15 protein-coding genes are annotated in these 18,689 nt (G+C 64.0%); 10 read left to right on the forward strand and 5 right to left on the reverse strand.

The window, feature by feature from the left end:
* Positions 1 to 6 precede the first annotated feature (6 nt).
* The 5 genes from pyrR to gshB all read right to left on the reverse strand — a co-directional run bounded on the left by pyrR (position 7) and on the right by gshB (position 3,583).
* Positions 7 to 510, reverse strand: a complete 504-nt coding sequence (pyrR, locus tag ACODS1_RS18525; RefSeq protein ID WP_489086824.1) for a bifunctional pyr operon transcriptional regulator/uracil phosphoribosyltransferase PyrR — start codon at positions 508 to 510, stop codon at positions 7 to 9.
* Positions 511 to 540: 30 nt separating this feature from the next.
* Entirely contained in the window at positions 541 to 978 is a 438-nt protein-coding gene (gene ruvX, locus ACODS1_RS18530) for a Holliday junction resolvase RuvX (RefSeq protein WP_099522898.1), read from the reverse strand.
* A complete protein-coding gene (locus ACODS1_RS18535; RefSeq protein WP_322979423.1) occupies positions 975 to 1,544 on the reverse strand; it encodes a YqgE/AlgH family protein in 570 nt (189 codons plus the stop codon). The genes ruvX and ACODS1_RS18535 overlap by 4 nt, the downstream gene beginning before the upstream one ends.
* A gap of 99 nt (positions 1,545 to 1,643) precedes the next feature.
* Positions 1,644 to 2,540: a TonB family protein gene (locus tag ACODS1_RS18540; protein ID WP_489086825.1), complete on the reverse strand. Its 897-nt coding sequence runs from the start codon at positions 2,538 to 2,540 to the stop codon at positions 1,644 to 1,646.
* Positions 2,541 to 2,626: 86 nt separating this feature from the next.
* On the reverse strand, positions 2,627 to 3,583 hold the full coding sequence (gshB, locus tag ACODS1_RS18545) for a glutathione synthase (protein ID WP_322979421.1): 957 nt from the start codon (positions 3,581 to 3,583) through the stop codon (positions 2,627 to 2,629).
* Positions 3,584 to 3,827: 244 nt separating this feature from the next.
* Here gshB and pilG point away from each other — a divergent pair, with 244 nt between their 5' ends.
* The 10 genes from pilG to ACODS1_RS18595 all read left to right on the forward strand — a co-directional run bounded on the left by pilG (position 3,828) and on the right by ACODS1_RS18595 (position 18,561).
* Positions 3,828 to 4,235 carry a twitching motility response regulator PilG gene (gene pilG, locus ACODS1_RS18550; RefSeq protein ID WP_159969955.1) on the forward strand — a complete coding sequence of 136 codons (408 nt, stop codon included), beginning with the start codon at positions 3,828 to 3,830 and terminating at the stop codon, positions 4,233 to 4,235.
* 47 nt (positions 4,236 to 4,282) lie between these two features.
* Complete coding sequence (gene pilH, locus ACODS1_RS18555) at positions 4,283 to 4,648, forward strand: twitching motility response regulator PilH (RefSeq protein WP_220802053.1); 366 nt, start codon at positions 4,283 to 4,285, stop codon at positions 4,646 to 4,648.
* Positions 4,649 to 4,692: 44 nt separating this feature from the next.
* Positions 4,693 to 5,229, forward strand: a complete 537-nt coding sequence (locus ACODS1_RS18560; RefSeq protein WP_322979420.1) for a chemotaxis protein CheW — start codon at positions 4,693 to 4,695, stop codon at positions 5,227 to 5,229.
* Between the two features lie 84 nt (positions 5,230 to 5,313).
* Positions 5,314 to 7,362, forward strand: coding sequence for a methyl-accepting chemotaxis protein (locus ACODS1_RS18565; RefSeq protein ID WP_322979419.1), 2,049 nt, complete (start codon positions 5,314 to 5,316; stop codon positions 7,360 to 7,362).
* A gap of 66 nt (positions 7,363 to 7,428) precedes the next feature.
* Positions 7,429 to 8,289 (forward strand): protein-glutamate O-methyltransferase, encoded by an 861-nt coding sequence (locus tag ACODS1_RS18570; protein WP_489086829.1) that lies wholly within the window; start codon positions 7,429 to 7,431, stop codon positions 8,287 to 8,289.
* A 25-nt stretch (positions 8,290 to 8,314) separates the two neighbouring features.
* On the forward strand, positions 8,315 to 15,589 hold the full coding sequence (locus tag ACODS1_RS18575; RefSeq protein ID WP_489086826.1) for an Hpt domain-containing protein: 7,275 nt from the start codon (positions 8,315 to 8,317) through the stop codon (positions 15,587 to 15,589).
* Entirely contained in the window at positions 15,586 to 16,605 is a 1,020-nt protein-coding gene (locus tag ACODS1_RS18580; RefSeq protein ID WP_322979417.1) for a chemotaxis protein CheB, read from the forward strand. Before ACODS1_RS18575 ends, ACODS1_RS18580 begins: the two co-directional genes overlap by 4 nt.
* 10 nt (positions 16,606 to 16,615) lie before the next feature.
* Positions 16,616 to 17,086, forward strand: coding sequence for a chemotaxis protein CheW (locus ACODS1_RS18585; RefSeq protein WP_489086827.1), 471 nt, complete (start codon positions 16,616 to 16,618; stop codon positions 17,084 to 17,086).
* Positions 17,070 to 17,876: a helix-turn-helix domain-containing protein gene (locus ACODS1_RS18590; protein ID WP_489086828.1), complete on the forward strand. Its 807-nt coding sequence runs from the start codon at positions 17,070 to 17,072 to the stop codon at positions 17,874 to 17,876. The genes ACODS1_RS18585 and ACODS1_RS18590 overlap by 17 nt, the downstream gene beginning before the upstream one ends.
* Before the next feature lie 70 nt (positions 17,877 to 17,946).
* On the forward strand, positions 17,947 to 18,561 hold the full coding sequence (locus tag ACODS1_RS18595) for a LysE family translocator (protein WP_159969964.1): 615 nt from the start codon (positions 17,947 to 17,949) through the stop codon (positions 18,559 to 18,561).
* Positions 18,562 to 18,689: the final 128 nt, after the last annotated feature.

Raw genomic sequence — 18,689 nt, forward strand, 5'->3', positions numbered from 1 at the left:
GGAGTCTCAGTTGGCGAGCGTCTGGAGTTCGAGGGTCAGCGGCGTGGGGCCGGACAATTTTACCCGCTCGTTGGCGGCCAGCGACAGGGTCGCGCCAACCACATCGGGGCGAATCGGCAACTCGCGGGCGTTGAGGTCGAGTAGGCTGACCAGGGTCACGCTGGCCGGGCGGCCGTAATCGAACAGTTCATTCAGCGCGGCGCGGATGGTGCGCCCGCTCATCAATACGTCGTCGATCAGCACCAGGTGCTGGCCTTCGATCTCGAACGGCAGCTCGGACGGTTGCACCTGCGGGTGCAGGCCATTCTGGGTGAAATCATCGCGGTAGAAGGACACATCCAGCACGCCTAGGGCGTCGTCGCGATCCAGGGCGGCGAGCAGGGCTTGAGCGACCCAGACGCCGCCGGTGCGGATGCCGATGAAACGCGGCTCGCTGATCTGGCGCTGGTTCAGGTGCTGAGTCAGGGCGCTGGCCATGGCCGGCAGCAGGTCGTTGGGGTTCGGTAGCATGGCGAAACTCCTTGGTGCGGGCCGACTCGATCAGCCCGTGCAGTTTTCCTCTAGCCAGCCCTGCAGTAGCAAGGCTGCAGCAATGGCATCGACCGGGCGCTCGCGGTAGCCGCCACTCTGGCCTTCTCGCAGGCGCTGGCCCTTGGCCTCGAAGGTGGTCAGGCGTTCGTCGTGGGTGTAGGCCGGCAGGTTGAAGCGACCGTTGAGGCGGCGTGCGAACTTCTCCGCGCGGGCGCTCATCTCGCTGGGCGTGCCGTCCATGTTCAGCGGCAGACCGACCACCACGGCATCCGGCTGCCACTCCTTGATCAGCGCTTCGACACGGCTCCAGTCCGGTACGCCGTTCTGCGCCTTGAGCACGCACAGCTCACGGGCCTGGCCGGTGATCACCTGGCCGACGGCGACGCCGATCTGCTTGGTGCCGTAGTCGAAGCCAAGCAGCAGGCGCAGTGGTTTATCGCTCATCAGGCGTGCCCAGCCTGTGAGGTGAGCAGGCTGAGGTTGATGCCAAGGCTGGCGGCAGCAGCGTTCAGGCGCTGGTCAAAGGGTAGGTCGAACAAGATGGCGCTGTCGGCGGGGCAGGTCAGCCAGGCGTTGTCGGCCAGTTCTGCCTCCAGTTGCCCGGCGTCCCAGCCGGCGTAGCCGAGAGTGATCAGGTATTTGTCCGGGCCGCTGCCATCGGCGATGGCGAACAGCACGTCCTGCGAGGTGGACAGGCCCAGTTCACCAAGCTCCAGCGTGGCCTGGAACTGCTGGCCGGCCGGGTGCAGGACGAAGCCTCGGTCGGTCTGCACCGGGCCGCCAGCGAAGATCGGCAGGCTGTGGCACAGCACGGCCGGCTCCTCATCCGGGCGCAGCTGTTCCAGAACATCGGCCAGGTTCAGCCCGTTGGGCTTGTTGATCACCAGGCCCATTGCCCCCTGTTCGTTGTGCTCGACCAGGTAGGTCACGGTCTGCGCGAAATTCGGATCGGCCATGTGCGGCATGGCGATCAGGAAATGGTGCTTGAGCGAGGTGGGGGCTGAATTCTTCATGTCGCTTAGTTTGAAGCTGCAGGCTGCAAGCCACAAGCTGCAAGTAAAAGCGAAAGGCCGGGTGGACGTGGGTGGCTTCTGAGGCTTGCGGCGGCGCCGTCAATTGCTCGAGAGGCGGTCGCCGCGCTCGAAGCGCCAGGTGCGGATGATCTCCAACTGGTCGATATCGGCCAGGTCACCAGTAAAAGGCGCGTAGGGTGCGGCCAGGCGCACGATGCGTTGGGCGGCCTGGTCGAGAACCGGCTGTCCGGAGGATTCCAGCACCTGCACATCCTTTAGGCTGCCGTCACGATTGATCGACACCAGTAGACGTAGGCTGCCATAGATGTGCTGGCGACGGGCTTCGTCTGGGTAGTTGAGGTTGCCGATGCGCTCGACCTTCTTGCGCCACTCATCCTTATACCAGGCGCCCTTGTCGCGCATGGTGGAGGCGGCGCTCAGGCGTAGAATCTTCGGTCGCTTGGCGTAGGCCTGAACTTCCTGGGCCAGCTCGGCTTCCAGGCTGGCGATCTCCGCCGACAGTTGTGCCGAGTCGAAGACGGGGGCTGGCGGTGTCTTGGGCGTGGGTTTGCTTTCCTCACGCTTGACTGGAGTTTTCTGTGGCTGCGGTGCGCGCGTGGCGACGGCGGCCTTGGGGGCTTCCTGCTTGGTAGCCGGTTGTTGTGGCGTGGCGGGTGGGGTGACTTTGCGCGCCTCGCTGTCCTGGAAAATCGCTTGCTCGGTGGTCTTCGGCGCGGCGGTTTGTTCGAGGGTGCCGCTACCTTGTTGATTGTCCTGGGCGAGGAAATCAGCCTCTTTGGGCTTCTCCTCGCTCTTGAAGGTCGACAGGGTGATTTCCAGCGTCTTGCTGATTTGCGGTGGCGGCTCCAGGGTGAAGCCCACGCCAAGAATCACCGCGACATGCAGCGCGGCCGCGATGAACAGCGTGAAGCCCAGGCGATCCGCCGGGCGGACGGCGGCGGAGGGCGTGACGGGAGGCGTGGCTGCTGCGTTCATCGTGTATCGGGTCTGCTTTGGGTGACGCGCAGTCTGCGGCGCGACGCTTCAGGCTGCAAGCCTGAAGCGCCAGGCTGTAACCTGCGTCAAGCTTTTGCGCCGAGTTTGCCGGCGATGCACTCCATCAGGCGTTCGCCGATGCGCGTGTCGAAGGCCGCATCGATCTCGCGGATGCAGGTCGGGCTGGTGACGTTGATTTCCGTCAGGTGCTCGCCGATCACATCCAGGCCGACGAAGATCAGCCCTTTCTCGCGCAGAGTCGGGCCTACGGCTGCCGCGATCTCCTTGTCGCGCTCGGTCAGCGGGCGTGCCTCGCCTCGGCCGCCGGCGGCCAGATTGCCGCGCGTCTCGCCTGCGGCGGGAATGCGCGCCAGGCAATAGGGGATCGGCTCGCCATCGATCATCAGGATGCGCTTGTCGCCATCCTTGATTGCCGGCAAATAACCCTGCGCCATGATCTGTTGTCTGCCATGCTGAGTGAGGGCTTCCAGAATCACCGAAAGGTTGGGATCGCCTTCGCGGTGACGAAAGATCATCGAACCGCCCATACCATCCAGGGGTTTGAGAATGATGTCACGGTGCTCATCGGCAAATTGGCGCAGAATATCTGCTCGCCGACTGACCAGGGTTGGCGGCGTGTATTGGGCAAACTGGGTGGCGAAGAACTTCTCGTTGCAGTCACGCAGACTTTGCGGGCGGTTGACCACCAGCACACCATCGCGCTCTGCCTGCTCCAGCAGGTAGGTGGAATAGATGAACTCGTTATCGAAGGGTGGATCCTTGCGCATCAGGATCACGTCCAGTTCAGCAAGGGGGGCGTCCTGTTCGGCGTCCAGTTCGAACCAGCGCTGAGGGTCGTTGAAGACTTTCAGCGGGCGCATGCGGCCACGAGCCTGGCCGCGCGCCTGATAGAGATCCTGCTGCTCCATGTAGAACAGTGACCAGCCGCGAGCCTGGGCCGCCAGCAGCATGGCCAGCGAGCTATCTTTCTTGAAGGTGATGTCTGCGATGGGATCCATGACGATCCCGAGACGAAGGCTCATGGGGTGACTCTCCGCGAGAAAAATACAGGCGTCGGCCGCATCGGCCGGGCCCAACAAGGGTTGTCAGGGTGGCGCCAGGCGGGGCCGTGGTCAAGGGCGAAAAGCCGCCAGGCGGGCTTATAGCTTGCATGTGGAGAGTGTGCTAAAAAGGCCCGACGGTGGGCCGCAGGCCTACCGGAAACTGGGCCTCAGGCATACTGATAACGCGTAAATAACGACTCACCGAGGCGATGGTAGGGCGAACATGGAACAGCATTCCGACGGTTTGAAAGTGATGGTGATCGACGATTCGAAAACGATTCGTCGCACCGCGGAAACTCTGCTGAAGAAGGTGGGTTGCGAAGTCATCACTGCGGTCGACGGCTTCGATGCCCTCGCCAAGATTGCCGACACTCATCCCCGCATCATCTTTGTCGACATCATGATGCCGCGTCTCGATGGCTATCAGACCTGTGCCCTGATCAAGAACAACAGTGCTTTCAAATCCACCCCGGTGATCATGCTGTCCTCCAAGGACGGCCTGTTCGACAAAGCCAAGGGCCGTATCGTGGGTTCCGATCAGTACCTGACCAAGCCTTTCAGCAAGGAAGAGCTGCTCGGGGCGATCAAGACCCATGTGCCGGACTTCACCCCGGTGGAACAAGCCTCCTGACGTCGTGGCCCTAGGGCTCCTACGCTTCTTCTGTATTGGGATAGACCATGGCTCGAATTCTGATTGTTGATGACTCCCCGACCGAGATGTACAAGCTGACCGCCATGCTGGAAAAGCACGGCCATCAGGTACTCAAGGCGGAAAATGGTGCCGATGGCGTCGCCTTGGCGCGCCAGGAAAAGCCCGATGCCGTGCTGATGGATATCGTCATGCCGGGCCTCAACGGTTTCCAGGCGACCCGTCAACTGACCAAGGACGCCGAAACCAGCCACATTCCGGTGATCATCGTCACCACCAAAGATCAAGAAACCGACAAGGTCTGGGGTAAGCGCCAGGGCGCCAAGGACTACCTGACCAAACCGGTTGATGAAGACACGCTGCTGAAAACCCTCAATTCGGTTCTGGCCGGCTGACGCCGGACTGTCCGCTTACTCGATAAGAAGAAGGCCACGGCGGCATGTCGGACGTACTGACTCCCTTCCAGATTCTCCGTGAGATCGACCAGCGCTGTCGTGCGCTGGCGGCCGGTCTGCCTTCTCAGCAGGCTGCGGTGCAAACCTGGAGTGGTATCGGTTTTCGCATGGGCGAGCGCCTGTTCGTGGCGCCGATGGGGGAGGTTGGCGAGGTGTTGCACGAGCCTCGCTACACGCAGTTGCCGGGGGTCAAGGGCTGGGTCAAGGGTGTGGCGAACGTACGCGGGCGCCTGCTGCCGGTCATGGATCTGTGTGGCTTCTTCGGCAATGAACTGTCGCCGCTGCGCAAGCTGCGGCGGGTTCTGGTGGTCGATCACCAGGACATCTTCGCTGGCCTGACGGTCGATGAAGTCTTCGGTATGCAACATTTCCCCGTGGATACCTTCTCCGAGCAGTTGCCGCCTCTCGAGGCGAGCATCGCGCCGTTTATCCACGGTGTATTTCAGCGTGAGCAACCCTGGCTGGTCTTCAGCCCGCATGCCTTGACGCGGGATCAGGTGTTTCTCGATGTCGCTTATTAGAAGAATTTCGGTTGGGTCGGTTCTGCCGGCCCTTTGGCGTTATACGGGAACCGTAGTGCGGTCGGTCCAGGCGGGGGCCAGATAATGAAGAAACTCAATGCAAGCAATCTGTTGGGCGGGACACGTAGCAGCACGCTGATTGCGGGGCTGTTCGTCGTGCTGATCGTCTCCATCGTGTTGGAGTTCGCCAACTTCGCGTACATCAATACGCAATCGAACTACGACACCGAGTACATCAGTCACTCCGGTGAGCTGCGCGTACTGTCGCAGCGTATCGCCAAGAACGCCACGGAAGCCGCGACGGGCAAGGCAGAGGCCTTCGGCCTGCTGCGTGATGCGCGTAACGACTTCCAGCAGCGCTGGAGCTTCCTCACCGATGGTGACGCCAGCACCGGCCTGCCGCCGGCGCCCGAGGCGGTTCAGCCGCAGATGGCTGCCGTGCAGAAAGACTGGGATGGCTTGCGGCAAAACGCCGACGCCATTCTGGCCAGCGAGCAGACCGTACTGTCGTTGCACCAGGTAGCCGCCACTCTGGCCGAAACCATTCCGCAACTGCAGGTCGAGTACGAAGAAGTCGTCGACATCCTGCTGGAAAGCGGTGCGCCGGCCGCTCAGGTCGCCGTGGCCCAGCGTCAGTCGCTGCTGGCTGAACGTATTCTGGGTTCGGTGAACAAGGTACTGGCCGGTGACGAAGACTCGGTGCAGGCCGCCGACATGTTCGGTCGCGATGCCAGCCTGTTCGGGCGTGTGCTCAACGCCATGCTCGAAGGCAACGCCGCCATGGAAATCACCAAGGTGACCGACACCGAGGCGCTGGAGCGCCTGTCGGAGATTTCCGAGCTGTTCGAATTCGTATCCGGTTCCGTGGACGAGATTCTGGAAACCTCGCCGGAACTGTTCCAGGTGCGGGAGTCCGCCAACTCCATCTTCACCGTTTCGCAAACGCTGCTGGACAAGGCTTCCGCCCTGGCCGTCGGTTTCGAGGATCAGGCTGCCGGGCGTACCGTCAACACCCTGTTCGGTTATGTCCTCGGTGCCCTGGCATTGGCGTCGATCATCCTCATCGGTCTGGTAATGGTGCGTGAAACCAACCGCCGTCTGACCGAGACTGCCGAGAAGAACGAACGTAACCAGGCGGCGATTCTGCGACTGCTCGACGAAATCGCCGACCTCGCCGACGGTGACCTGACCGTGGCCGCGACGGTAACCGAGGACTTCACCGGTGCCATCGCCGACTCCATCAACTACTCCATCGACCAGCTGCGCGACCTGGTAGAAACCATCAACCAGACCGCCGTGCAGGTGGCCTCGGCTGCTCAGGAAACCCAGGCGACCGCCATGCACCTGGCCGAGGCTTCCGAGCACCAGGCGCAGGAAATTGCCGGCGCCTCTGCGGCGATCAACGAGATGGCCGTGTCGATTGACCAAGTATCGGCGAACGCCAGCGAATCGTCCGCGGTAGCGGAACGTTCCGTAGCCATCGCCAACAAGGGCAACGAAGTCGTACACAACACCATCACCGGCATGGATAACATCCGTGAGCAGATCCAGGACACCTCGAAGCGGATCAAGCGCCTCGGTGAATCGTCCCAGGAGATCGGTGACATCGTTAGCCTGATTAACGACATTGCCGACCAGACCAACATCCTCGCCCTGAACGCCGCGATCCAGGCGTCCATGGCCGGTGATGCGGGCCGCGGCTTCGCCGTGGTAGCGGACGAGGTACAACGCCTCGCAGAACGTTCCTCGGCGGCGACCAAGCAGATCGAGGCGCTGGTAAAAACCATTCAGACCGACACCAACGAAGCCGTTATCTCCATGGAGCAGACGACTTCCGAAGTGGTGCGTGGTGCCCGTCTGGCGCAGGACGCCGGTGTGGCACTGGAAGAGATCGAGAAGGTATCCAAGACCCTCGCAGCCCTCATCCAGAACATTTCCAACGCCGCCCGCCAGCAGGCCTCCTCGGCCGGCCACATCTCCAACACCATGAACGTGATTCAGGAGATCACCTCGCAGACGTCCTCGGGTACCACCGCCACCGCACGCAGCATCGGTAACCTGGCCAAGATGGCCAGTGAGATGCGCAAGTCGGTGTCGGGCTTCACCCTCCCGGACAGCCGCGACCCGGTCTGATAGAGGAGTGCGGAGGTCGCTCGCGGCCTCCGCTGGATAGCCATGACTCAGGGCGAGGGGCAGGGTATGCAGGCAGCCGGCATCTGGGCGTTGACGCCCACGGCCGAGATGTCGCAGACGGACTTTCACGACTGGCAGACGCTCCTCGAAGAGCGTACCGGCGTGGTCGTCAGCGAACAGCGCCGGGCATTCCTGCAGACCAATCTGAGCGCGCGCATGCGCGAATTGGGCGTCACGGACTACGCCAGTTACTACCGTCAGGTGACCGATGGGCCACGTGGCGCGGTGGAGTGGTCGACCCTGCTGGATCGTCTGACCGTGCAGGAGACGCGCTTCTTCCGCCACCTGCCGTCGTTCGACGTGTTGAGCCGTTATCTGCAGGAGCGTCTGACGGCCGGGCTGGGTAAGCCCTGGGAATTCTGGAGCGTAGGGTGTTCCAGTGGCGAGGAGCCGTATTCGCTGGCCATCCTGGCCGCCGAAGCATTGCAGGGTAGCGAGTCGCCGGAACATTTCGCCGTGACCGGTACGGATATCAGTCAGGGCGCGTTGAGCAAGGCCCGCGAGGGCTGTTACTCGGCGCGAAGGCTGGAGCAGGTGAGTGACGAGCTGCGCGAGCGCTATTTCCTCGCCCAGGCCGATGGACGCTTCAAGGTGGTACCGAGCCTGGCTGCGCGCGTGTGCTGCGCCAGGCTCAATGTGCTGGAACTGGCCAAGGCGCCGATGTCCGGCATGGACGTGATTTTCTGTCAGAACTTGCTGATCTACTTCCGCCGCTGGCGCCGCCGCGACATCCTCAATCGCCTGGCCGAGAGCCTGGCACCGGGTGGCTTGCTGGTGGTGGGTGTGGGTGAAGTAGCCGGTTGGCAGCATCCGGAGCTGGTGCCGGTAGCCGACGAGCGTGTTCTGGCGTTTACCCGCAAGGGATAAGGCCAAGTTTATGAGTGGAGTGGCTATGGGTGATCGGCATGATTATGTCGCCCTGGAGTGGGTCAAAGGCGAGATCGCGGAAACCCTGAAGCAGGCGCGCCAGGCCCTGGAGGCGTTCGTCGAGAACCCGCAGGATCCGACGCGCATGCGCTTCTGCCTGACCTACGTGCACCAGGTGCATGGCACCTTGCAGATGGTCGAATTCTACGGCGCCGCTCTACTGGCCGAGGAAATGGAGCAACTGGCCAAGGCGCTGATGGAAGGCCGCGTGGCCAACCAGGGCGAGGCGCTGGAAGTGCTGATGCAGGCCATCCTGCAGTTGCCGGTGTACCTCGACCGTATCCAGACCGCGCGCCGCGACCTGCCCATGGTCGTGCTGCCGTTGCTCAACGACCTGCGTGCCGCCCGTGGCGAGAAGCTGCTGTCGGAAACCAGCCTGTTCTCGCCGGACATGTCCGTTCGCCAACCGGCGTTGCCGGAGGGTGGCCTGGAACGTCTGCGCACCGCCGAGCTGCCGGTGTTGCTGCGCAAGCTGCGGCAGATGCTGCAGATGGCGCTGGTCGGGGTGATCCGCAATCAGGATCTGGCCACCAATCTCGGTTACATGGCGCGGGTTTTCGCGCGCCTGGAAAACCTGTGCAAGGAGGCCCCGCTCGGTGGCCTGTGGCAGATTGCTTCCGGCATGGTCGAAGGCCTGGCCAATGGCAGCGTGGTCAACGGCACTTCGGTGCGAACCCTGCTGCGCCAGGTCGACAAGGAGCTCAAGCGTCTGGTCGAGCAGGGCGCCGACGGTATCAACCAGGCCGCGCCTGATGAATTGACCAAGAATCTGCTGTTCTACGTGGCCAAGGCGCCGGCGCAATCGCCGCGCATCCGCGCCCTGAAGGAACAATACCGCCTGGACGAGGCACTGCCGGACACCGAAGTGGTGGACGAGGAACGCGCCCGCCTGGCCGGTCCCGACCGCGATGCCATGCGCTCGGTGGTGGCCGCCCTATGCGAGGAGCTGGTGCGGGTCAAGGACAGCCTGGATCTGTTCGTGCGCAGCGACCGCAACCAGCCCAGCGAACTGGATGCCCTGCTGGCCCCGCTCAAGCAGATCGCCGATACCCTGGCCGTGCTGGGCTTCGGCCAGCCGCGCAAGGTGATCCTCGACCAGATCGATGTGATCCATGGCCTGTCTCTCGGTCAGCGCGAGCCAAACGATGCGGTGCTGATGGATGTTGCCGGCGCGCTGCTCTATGTCGAAGCGACGCTGGCCGGCATGGTTGGCCCGAGCGAGGACAGCCAGAGCGAGCAGAGCCGACTGCCGACCACCGATGTCGGGCAGATTCACCAGTTGGTGATCAAGGAAGCGCGCAACGGCCTGGAACAGGCCAAGGACGCGATCATCGAATTCATCGCGTCGCAGTGGAATCACGAGCATCTGGCGCGTGTGCCCGAGCTGCTCACCCAGGTGCGTGGCGGTCTGGCGATGATCCCTCTGCAACGCGCTGCCGACCTGCTCAGCGCCTGCAATCGCTACATTCAGGAGCAACTGCTGGCACGCAAGGCGGTGCCCAACTGGCAGAGCCTCGACACCCTGGCCGATGCCATCACCAGCGTCGAGTACTACCTCGAGCGCCTGGCCGAAGATCACGGCACCCAGGGTGACCTGATTCTCGACGTCGCCGAGGAAAGCCTGGAGGCGCTTGGCTATCCGCTGCAGGAAAAACCTTCGATTCTCGACACTGTCGAACCGTCGCTGGAAACGCCGGCACCGCTCGCCGATCCGCTGCAGGAAATCGAGCTGCTCGGTGCCGAGGACAGCGAGCTGGAGCAGCCGCTGGATGAGTCACTGATCGACGAGGTCGAACCGACCACGCCAGTGGAGGACGAATGGCTGCTGGATGCCGAGCCGCTGGTCGAGCCGGCGACCTTCGAGGCGCTGCCGGCCGAAACCGTCACCTTCGATCTCGAACCCCTCGAAGACTTGCCTGCAGTGCAGCCGGTAGCGCCCGCTGCGGATGAGTACCGGCTCGACGAAATCGAACTCGACCTCGACGAACAGGCCGCTGCGCCGCAATGGGACGAACTGGAACTGGCCGACCTGGATCTGCCCGAAGTCGAGCTGCCCAGCGCTGTAGAGCCGGAGCCCGTGGTTAACTCTGTCGAGGTGGACAAGCCGCTGTCCATGGCCGACGTCATGGCTGCACCGGTGCAGGCCATCAATCCACCTGCCGCCGACGTGCCGCCCAGTTTGCTGCCGCCGCCTGCCGACGAAGAGCCGGTGGACGATGAGCTGCTCGAAGTCTTCATCGAGGAAGCCGGCGAGGTGCTGGAAACCATCGCCGAGTACCTGCCGAAGTGGCAGGCCAATACCGAGGACAAGGATGCGCTGATCGAGGTTCGTCGCGCTTTCCATACCCTCAAGGGCAGCGGACGCATGGTGCGTGCGCTGGTGATCGGCGAGCTGGCCTGGTCGATCGAGAACCTCCTCAACCGCGTGCTCGAACGCAGTATCGAGCCCGGCGAGGCCGTGCAACAGGTGGTGGTGGACGTGGTCGCGCTGATGCCGGCGCTGGTCGACGAGTTCGCTGCCAAGTCTCAGCGCCAACGCAATGATGTCGACCTGCTGGCGGCCACGGCGCATGCCCTGGCCAAGGGCCTGACGCCCCCAAAATCTGACGCCCCGGTCGCCGCACAGGTAGCCGAGTCCGTGGGCGACGCCGAGGCTACCAATAGCACCGTGCAAGACGAGCCGGCCGTCGAAGCCCTGGTCGAGGAAGTCGAGGTCGGCGCGCCGATCGCTGCTGAATCGCTCGATGATGAGCCTGGGGACAGCGAACCCCTCGATGGCGAGCCCCTCGACCCACAACTGCTGGAGATTTTCCGCAACGAGGCGGAGACCCACCTGGATACCCTGGTTGGTTTTCTCGCCGATTGCGCGCAGGAATTGCCGCAACCGGTGACCGATGACCTGCAGCGGGCGCTGCATACCCTCAAGGGCAGTGCCTACATGGCCGGCATTCTGCCGGTTGCGGAAATCGCCGCGCCGCTAGAGAAGTTGGTCAAGGAATTCAAGACCAACCTGATACCGGTCGATCTGGCTGCCGCCGAGCTGCTCAGTCAGGCCGAGAAACTCTTCCGCGCCGGCCTTGAGCAACTGGAAAGCCGACCGCTGGCCCCCATCGACGGTGCCGAAGCCTTCCTGGCCCGCGTACAGGCGCTGCATCAGGAGCGCCTCGAGCAGGCCGAGGGCGAACGCCACGGCGAACGCGGTGAAGTCCGCGATCCACAACTGATCGGCATCTTCCTCGCCGAAGGCATGGACATCCTGCTCGATGCCGAGGATCTGCTGCGCAAATGGCGCGAGCACCCTGCCGAGCGCCAGGAGCTGTCGGCCCTGCTGGACGAGCTGACCACCCTGGGCCGTGGTGCCGAGATGGCCGAGCTGCCGCAGATCGACGAGCTGTGCGAAGCGCTGCTGGATCTTTATGGCGCGGTCGAAGAAGGCAGCCTGGCGGTCAGCGAGCGCTTCTTCGATGAGGCGGAAAAGGCTCACGAAGCGCTGATCGGTATGATGGATCAGGTGGCTGCCGCGCTGGAGGTCACGCCACAGCCCGAGCGGGTCGATGCCCTGCGCGCATTGCTCGACGAAGCGCTGGATCCGGCCACGCTGGCCCTGCTGACACCTGGCGCCGAGGGTTTTGAAGTCCTCGATCTGGATGCTGCCACCGAAGCTCTGCACGCCGATATTGAAGAGCCGTCAGGTGAGGACGAGCCGCTGCCACAGCCTGCCGAGCAGGCGCCGGAACCCGCGGTTTCCTCGCAGGTGCTGGATGCCGATCTCGACGACGAGATGGTCGAGATCTTCCTCGAAGAGGCGGTCGATATCCTCGAGAGCGCCGGTCAGGCTCTGGAACGCTGGCTCAGCGAGCCGGACAACACCCTGCCGCTGTCTTCCCTGCAGCGCGATCTGCACACCCTCAAGGGCGGCGCGCGCATGGCGGCGATTCGTCCTATCGGCGACCTCGGCCATGAGCTGGAGTCGCTCTACGAAGGCCTGGTGGATCGTCGCTACGCCTATTCCACTCAGCTCGGCGACCTGCTGCAGCGCAGTCATGACCGACTTGGGCTGATGCTCGACCAACTGCAGGCGCGCCAGCCGCTGACGCTGGGCGATGACCTTATCCAGGCGATTCGCCAGTTCCGCCAGGCCGGTACCGGGCAGGGCCTGGCTCCGGCCGTCGTACAGCCCGAGTCGGTGATCGACGAGACTCCGGATGAAGAGCCTGCATTGGCTGGCGAAGAAATCGCCGAGTCCTTGCCAGCCTTGGCCGAGGTCGAGGAATTGCCCGATGCGCAGAGCGAGCCCGATGAACCCGGTATGGACATCGAGGCGCTGACGCTCGACACCCTGCCGGCGGAGGACGATCCTGTTGCCGAGCCCGAGCCCGAGCCCGAGCCCGAGCCCGAGCCCGAAGCACAGCCTCAGTCCGACTGGCATGACGAACGTGACCCCGAACTGGTGGAAATCTTCCTCGAGGAAGGTTTCGACATCATCGACAGCGCCGGTGCCGCCCTGCAGCGCTGGATGGCGGATGTCGACAACAGTCTGGAGCTCGAAGCCCTGCAGCGCGACCTGCACACCCTCAAGGGTGGTGCGCGCATGGCGGAGATTCGCGAGATCGGCGATCTCGCCCATGAACTCGAATTCCTCTACGAGGGGCTGGGTACTGGTCGCATGCGCGCCAGCCCGGAGCTGTTCACGCTCCTGCAAGCCTGCCATGACCGTCTGGCAGAGATGCTCGACGCGGTACGTGCCAGGCGCACCGTGCCGCAGGGCGACGCCCTGATCGAGGCGATCAAGCGCTTCCGCGCCAACCCGGACGAGCAGGTCAGCATTCCCTCTGCCATACAGCTCAAGGCAGTGGTCGAAAGTGGCGCTGACCACGAAGCTGACAGCGACATTCTGGAAATCTTCCTCGAGGAAGGTGACGACCTGCTGGAAGCGATGGAAGCCGCCATCGGGCGCTGGGAACAGCAGCGCGACGACGCCTCTGCCATCGACGAGATGCTGCGTATCCTGCACACCCTCAAGGGCGGTGCACGCCTGGCCGGGCAGAAGCGTCTCGGGGACATGAGCCACGCCCTGGAGCAGCACCTGAGCGAGGCCCTGCAGCAGGGCGCGCCCTGGCCGGAAAGCCTGTTCCTCGATGTGCAGTCCGGCTTCGAGGGGCTGCAGAAGGAACTCGATCAACTGCGCCTGCGTCTGGACGAAAGTCTGGAGGACGAAGCACCCGTCGAGACGGTCGCCGCGCCGGAGCCTGCGCGTGCCGCCTCGACCTCGATCGTGGCAGCCAGCGAGCAACCGGCGCAGGTGCAGGTCGACAAGATCCTGCCCTTCGTACAGCGTGCGCGCGAAGCCGCCGATGAGGCCGCCGCGCGCCGCGCGCCGCAGGAACTGGTCAAGGTGCCGGCTGAACTGCTCGAAGGGCTGGTCAACCTGGCCGGTGAAACCTCGATCTTCCGTGGCCGTGTCGAGCAGCAGGTGAGCGATGTCAGCTTCACCCTGAGCGAGATGGAAGCGACCATCGACCGTGTGCGCGACCAGTTACGCCGCCTCGACACCGAAACCCAGGCGCAAATTCTCAGCCGCTACCAGGCTGAAGCCGAGCGTGCCGGCTACGAGGATTTCGACCCGCTGGAAATGGATCGTCACTCGCAACTGCAGCAGCTCTCGCGCGCGCTGTTCGAGTCGGCCTCCGACTTGCTCGACCTGAAGGAAACCCTGGCGGCGAAGAACCGCGACGCCGAGACGCTGCTGTTGCAGCAGGCACGGGTCAACACCGAGCTGCAGGAAGGCCTGATGCGCACGCGCATGGTGCCGTTCGACCGCCTGGTGCCACGCCTGCGTCGGATCGTCCGGCAGGTGGCCGGTGAGCTGGGCAAGCAGGTGGAATTCCTCGTCGGCAACGCCGAGGGGGAAATGGATCGTACCGTGCTCGAACGTATCGTCGCGCCGCTGGAACACATGCTGCGCAACGCCGTCGACCATGGCATCGAGCCCGTCGAGGTGCGCCGCGCCGCAGGCAAGCCGGACACCGGCACCATCCGCCTCAATCTCGGCCGTGAGGGCGGCGATATCGTCCTCACCCTGGATGACGACGGGGGCGGCATTCGCCTCGATGCCGTACGGCGCAAGGCCATCGAACGTGGGCTGATGGACGAGGGCAGCGATCTCAGCGATCACGAGGTGCTGCAGTTCATTCTCGAAGCCGGCTTCTCCACCGCCGAGAAGGTCACGCAGATTTCCGGGCGTGGCGTCGGCATGGATGTGGTGCACTCGGAGGTCAAGCAGCTCGGCGGCTCGATGAGCATCGACTCGAACGTCGGCCAGGGCACGCGCTTCACCATTCGCCTGCCGTTCACCGTCTCGGTCAACCGCGCGCTGATGGTGTATTCCGGCGAAGACCTCTACGCCATCCCGCTCAATACCATCGAGGGTATCGTGCGCGTCTCGCCTTACGAGCTTGAGGCCTACTACGCGCCTGATGCGCCGCGCTTCGAGTACGCCGGGCAGGCCTACGAGCTGAAGTACCTGGGCGACCTGCTGAACAACGGTCAGCATCCGAAGCTCGTTGGCCAAAGCCTGCCGCTGCCGGTGATCCTGGTGCGTTCCAGCGAGCACGCCGTGGCGGTGCAGGTCGACAGCCTGGCCGGTTCGCGCGAGATCGTGGTGAAGAGTCTGGGCCCGCAGTTCGCCGGAGTGCACGGTATTTCCGGTGCGACCATCCTCGGTGACGGTCGTGTGGTGGTGATTCTCGATCTGCTGGCGACCATCCGCACTCTGCATGCGCGCCTGCTCAACCAGCTTACGCCGCGTCAGTTGGGCCGCGCCGAGGTCGTCGCCGAAGAGGTCGAGGCCGTGCGCCCGACGCTGGTCATGGTGGTGGACGACTCGGTCACCGTGCGCAAGGTCACCAGCCGTCTGCTCGAGCGCAACGGCATGAACGTAATGACCGCCAAGGACGGGGTCGACGCCATCGCCCAACTGCAGGAGCACAAGCCCGACATCATGCTGCTGGACATCGAGATGCCACGCATGGACGGCTTCGAGGTCGCGACCCTGGTGCGTCACGACGAAAATCTCAAGGATCTGCCGATCATCATGATCACCTCGCGTACCGGTGAGAAACACCGCGAGCGGGCCATGGCCATCGGGGTCAACCAGTACCTCGGCAAGCCTTATCAGGAGTCCCTGCTGCTCGACAGCATCATGCAACTGGTGAGTGGTCAGCGAGGGGATGAAGCATGACGGAAAGAACCGCAGCTCGTATCGCGGTCATCGCCGACACCTCGCTGCAGCGCCATGTGCTGCAGCAGGCACTGATCGGTGGCGGCTATAACGTGGTGCTCAATAGCGACCCGGCGCGCCTCGATGAAGACGCCCTGGCCGCCTGCGAGACCGATCTGTGGCTGGTGGATCTGGCCCAGTCCGAAGACTCGCCGCTGGTCGACAGCCTGCTCGAACACGCCAGCGCACCGGTGTTGTTCGGCGAAGGCCATGCTCCTGAGCGGCATTCGGAGAACTACCCGCGTTGGGAGCGCAGCCTGTTTGGCAAGCTCAAGCGTCTGGTTGGCGATCCAACCCAGGCGGTCGGCCCTAGCCTGCAGGCGCTGCTCGACGAAGGGCAGCGCCCGTCACGCCTGGAATTGCCCCAGGCGCTGGCCGATACCCCGCTGAAAGCCGGCGAGCCCGCGCGCCAGGTGTGGTTGCTGGCGGCTTCGCTGGGCGGGCCGGCGGCGGTCAAGGCCTTCCTCGATGCGCTGCCGGGCGGGCTGCCCATCGGCTTCATCTATGCCCAGCACATCGATGCCAGCTTCGAAGCGGCATTGCCGCAAGCGGTTGGCCGGCACAGCCAATGGCACGTCAACAGCGCCCGCCATGGTGACCCGGTACGCTGTGGCGAAGTGGTGGTCGCGCCGATCAACCATGAGCTGGGTTTTGCCGAAGACGGCACCATGCAGATCGCCGAGCGCGGTTGGCCCGAGCCCTACAGCCCCTCGATCGACCAGATGATGCTCAACCTGGCGCAGCAGTTTGGCGCTCAGTGCGGGGTCATCGTCTTCAGTGGCATGGGCAGCGATGGCAGCGCCGCCGCCGCCTACGTCAAACGCCAGGGCGGGGTGATCTGGACGCAGCGCGCTGACAGTTGCGCCAGCCCGAGCATGCCCGACAGCCTGCGCGAGGGTGGCTACAGCGTCTTCAGTGCCGATCCGCGCGAGCTGGCCGTGGCCCTGGTCAATCACATCGCCGAACATTGCAGTTAAGGACGTTTCCATGAGCCAAGCCGTTGCCACCCAGAACAGTGCCGCCAGCCTCACCGGCCTGCTGGTGCCGCTGGCCGACCGTACCCTGCTGCTGCCCAACGTCGCTGTCGCCGAGCTGATTCCCTACCGCGCACCGCAAGCGGATGAGGGCATGCCGGACTGGTACCTCGGCCAGATCGCCTGGCGTGACCTGCGTCTGCCGCTGCTGTCGTTCGAGGCGGCCAGTGGCGCCCAGGCGCAACTCGGCGGCAGTGCCCGGGTAGCCGTGCTCAACGCCCTCGGTGGGCGTGCCAAGGTCAAGTTCATTGCCTTGCTGGTGCAGGGTATTCCGCGTTCATTCAAGGTCGAGAGCGACCTGCCGGCCGCCGATGTGGCGTTGGCTCCGCTGGAACTGGGCGCGGCTCGGGTCGGTGAGGACGTGGTGCGTATTCCCGACCTGATCGGCCTCGAGCAGTTGCTCGAAGATGCCGGAATCATCTGACGGCCGCTTGCGCCTGGCGCGTCTGGGCGATCTCGAGGTCGCCAGTTGCGCGTCGTCTGGCCAGCACTTCGACAAGCACAGCCACGACGAATTCGTCATCAGCGCCAACCTGCTGGGCGACGAGCAGGTGTGGCTGGATGGTCGTACCTTCACGGCTCCTGCCGGCTGCATCACCACCTACAATCCCGGCGAAATCCAGGGCGGCGGCGCAGCCGAAGGCCAGCCGTGGCGCTATGTTGGGGTCTACCTGCCGGTGGAGAGTCTGGCGACCAGCCTGGGCTTGAGTGCCGTGCAGTTCGAGCGCCCCTGGCAGGATGACGCAGTGCTGGCGAACGAGCTGGGTCGCGCCGTCGAGGCCTGTCTGAGTGAGGATACGCTCTTGCGCGAGCGCGGCGAGGAGCGCTTGACCCTGCTGCTGGCGCGGGTGGCCGCCGGTGCTGGTGTCGGCCTGGTGTCACGCCGTGAGGTGGGGCATGCCGCCGTGCTTCGTCTGCAGGAGTTGCTGGCTGCCAATCTGCAGCGCAGCCCTAGCCTCGAGGAAATGGCCAGCGAACTGGGTCTGTCGAAATTCCATCTGCTGCGCAGCTTCCAGAAACACACCGGCCTCAGCCCCCGGCAGTGGGCCATGCAACTGCGTACGCGTCGTGCACAGGGGCTGTTGCGTCAGGGCAGGCCTGCCGGCGAAGTGGCTCATGCGCTGGGCTTTGCCGACCAGAGCCATCTGAACCGTCACTTCCGCGCTGCCTACGGCATCAGCCCTGGGCGCTATCAGGCCTTGCTGCGCTGCTGAGCAATCCGGTTCAAGCGTCTCCCTTGGCGCCGCGCCATAATCGGCGCCATCTTTAGAGGGGAGTCGTGCCATGTTGACGGTCTTTATCGCTGCCGTGCTGTTCGGTCTGGCGTTCGTCATCTCGCCAGGGGCGGTATTCAGTGAAACCTTGCGTCGTGGTCTCAGTGGCGGCTATCGCCCGGCATTGCTGGTGCAGCTTGGCTCGTTGATCGGTGATGCGCTGTGGGCATTGATCGGTCTGAGCGGCCTGGTGTTGTTGCTCGGCCAGGACAGCGTACGCGTGCCGTTGACGCTGGCCAGCGCCGCCTATCTGGCCTGGCTGGGCGTGCAGGGCCTGCGCGATGCCTGGCAGCCGCCACAACAGGAGGAAGAAGGCGACGCACAGGCTCGCAGCGCCTTTGCCGCTGGCGCGTTGCTGTCGCTATCCAACCCGAAGAACATCGTGTTCTGGGGCGCGTTGGGCAGTGCGCTGGCCGGGATCGTCGAGGGCACGCCGACCAGTGAGCAGATGCTGGTGTTCTTCGCCGGCTTCATGCTCGCTTCGCTGGTCTGGTGTTTCGTTTGTGCGGCGCTGGTGGATTGGCTGCGGCGCAATACTTCGTTGCTCTGGCATCGTCTGAGTTATGCCGGGTGTGGGGTGTTGTTGCTGGCGCTGGCGGCGCTGACCTTGCGTGGGTTGGGGTGATTTTCAGGGAGATTCTTTGCGGGGTATCGGGGCGGGTTTGATACCGGCCTGGCAATACGGTTGTCGTTTTATGGGTGCTTGTTCCGAATTGCCGCGTTTTGGCTGATGTTTCTGGTTTCGCCCTCCCG

The organism is Pseudomonas sp. FG29, assembly GCF_057809355.1.

What these genes read in the sequence shown, in the direction of transcription:
- pyrR (WP_489086824.1), bottom strand. Translation starts at nt 510, where the DNA reads ATGCTACCGAACCCCAACGACCTGCTGCCGGCCATGGCCAGCGCCCTG.
- ACODS1_RS18535 (WP_322979423.1), bottom strand. Translation starts at nt 1,544, where the DNA reads ATGAAGAATTCAGCCCCCACCTCGCTCAAGCACCATTTCCTGATCGCC.
- ACODS1_RS18540 (WP_489086825.1), bottom strand. Translation starts at nt 2,540, where the DNA reads ATGAACGCAGCAGCCACGCCTCCCGTCACGCCCTCCGCCGCCGTCCGC.
- gshB (WP_322979421.1), bottom strand. Translation starts at nt 3,583, where the DNA reads ATGAGCCTTCGTCTCGGGATCGTCATGGATCCCATCGCAGACATCACC.
- pilG (WP_159969955.1), top strand. Translation starts at nt 3,828, where the DNA reads ATGGAACAGCATTCCGACGGTTTGAAAGTGATGGTGATCGACGATTCG.
- pilH (WP_220802053.1), top strand. Translation starts at nt 4,283, where the DNA reads ATGGCTCGAATTCTGATTGTTGATGACTCCCCGACCGAGATGTACAAG.
- ACODS1_RS18560 (WP_322979420.1), top strand. Translation starts at nt 4,693, where the DNA reads ATGTCGGACGTACTGACTCCCTTCCAGATTCTCCGTGAGATCGACCAG.
- ACODS1_RS18565 (WP_322979419.1), top strand. Translation starts at nt 5,314, where the DNA reads ATGAAGAAACTCAATGCAAGCAATCTGTTGGGCGGGACACGTAGCAGC.
- ACODS1_RS18570 (WP_489086829.1), top strand. Translation starts at nt 7,429, where the DNA reads ATGCAGGCAGCCGGCATCTGGGCGTTGACGCCCACGGCCGAGATGTCG.
- ACODS1_RS18575 (WP_489086826.1), top strand. Translation starts at nt 8,315, where the DNA reads ATGGGTGATCGGCATGATTATGTCGCCCTGGAGTGGGTCAAAGGCGAG.
- ACODS1_RS18580 (WP_322979417.1), top strand. Translation starts at nt 15,586, where the DNA reads ATGACGGAAAGAACCGCAGCTCGTATCGCGGTCATCGCCGACACCTCG.
- ACODS1_RS18585 (WP_489086827.1), top strand. Translation starts at nt 16,616, where the DNA reads ATGAGCCAAGCCGTTGCCACCCAGAACAGTGCCGCCAGCCTCACCGGC.
- ACODS1_RS18590 (WP_489086828.1), top strand. Translation starts at nt 17,070, where the DNA reads ATGCCGGAATCATCTGACGGCCGCTTGCGCCTGGCGCGTCTGGGCGAT.
- ACODS1_RS18595 (WP_159969964.1), top strand. Translation starts at nt 17,947, where the DNA reads ATGTTGACGGTCTTTATCGCTGCCGTGCTGTTCGGTCTGGCGTTCGTC.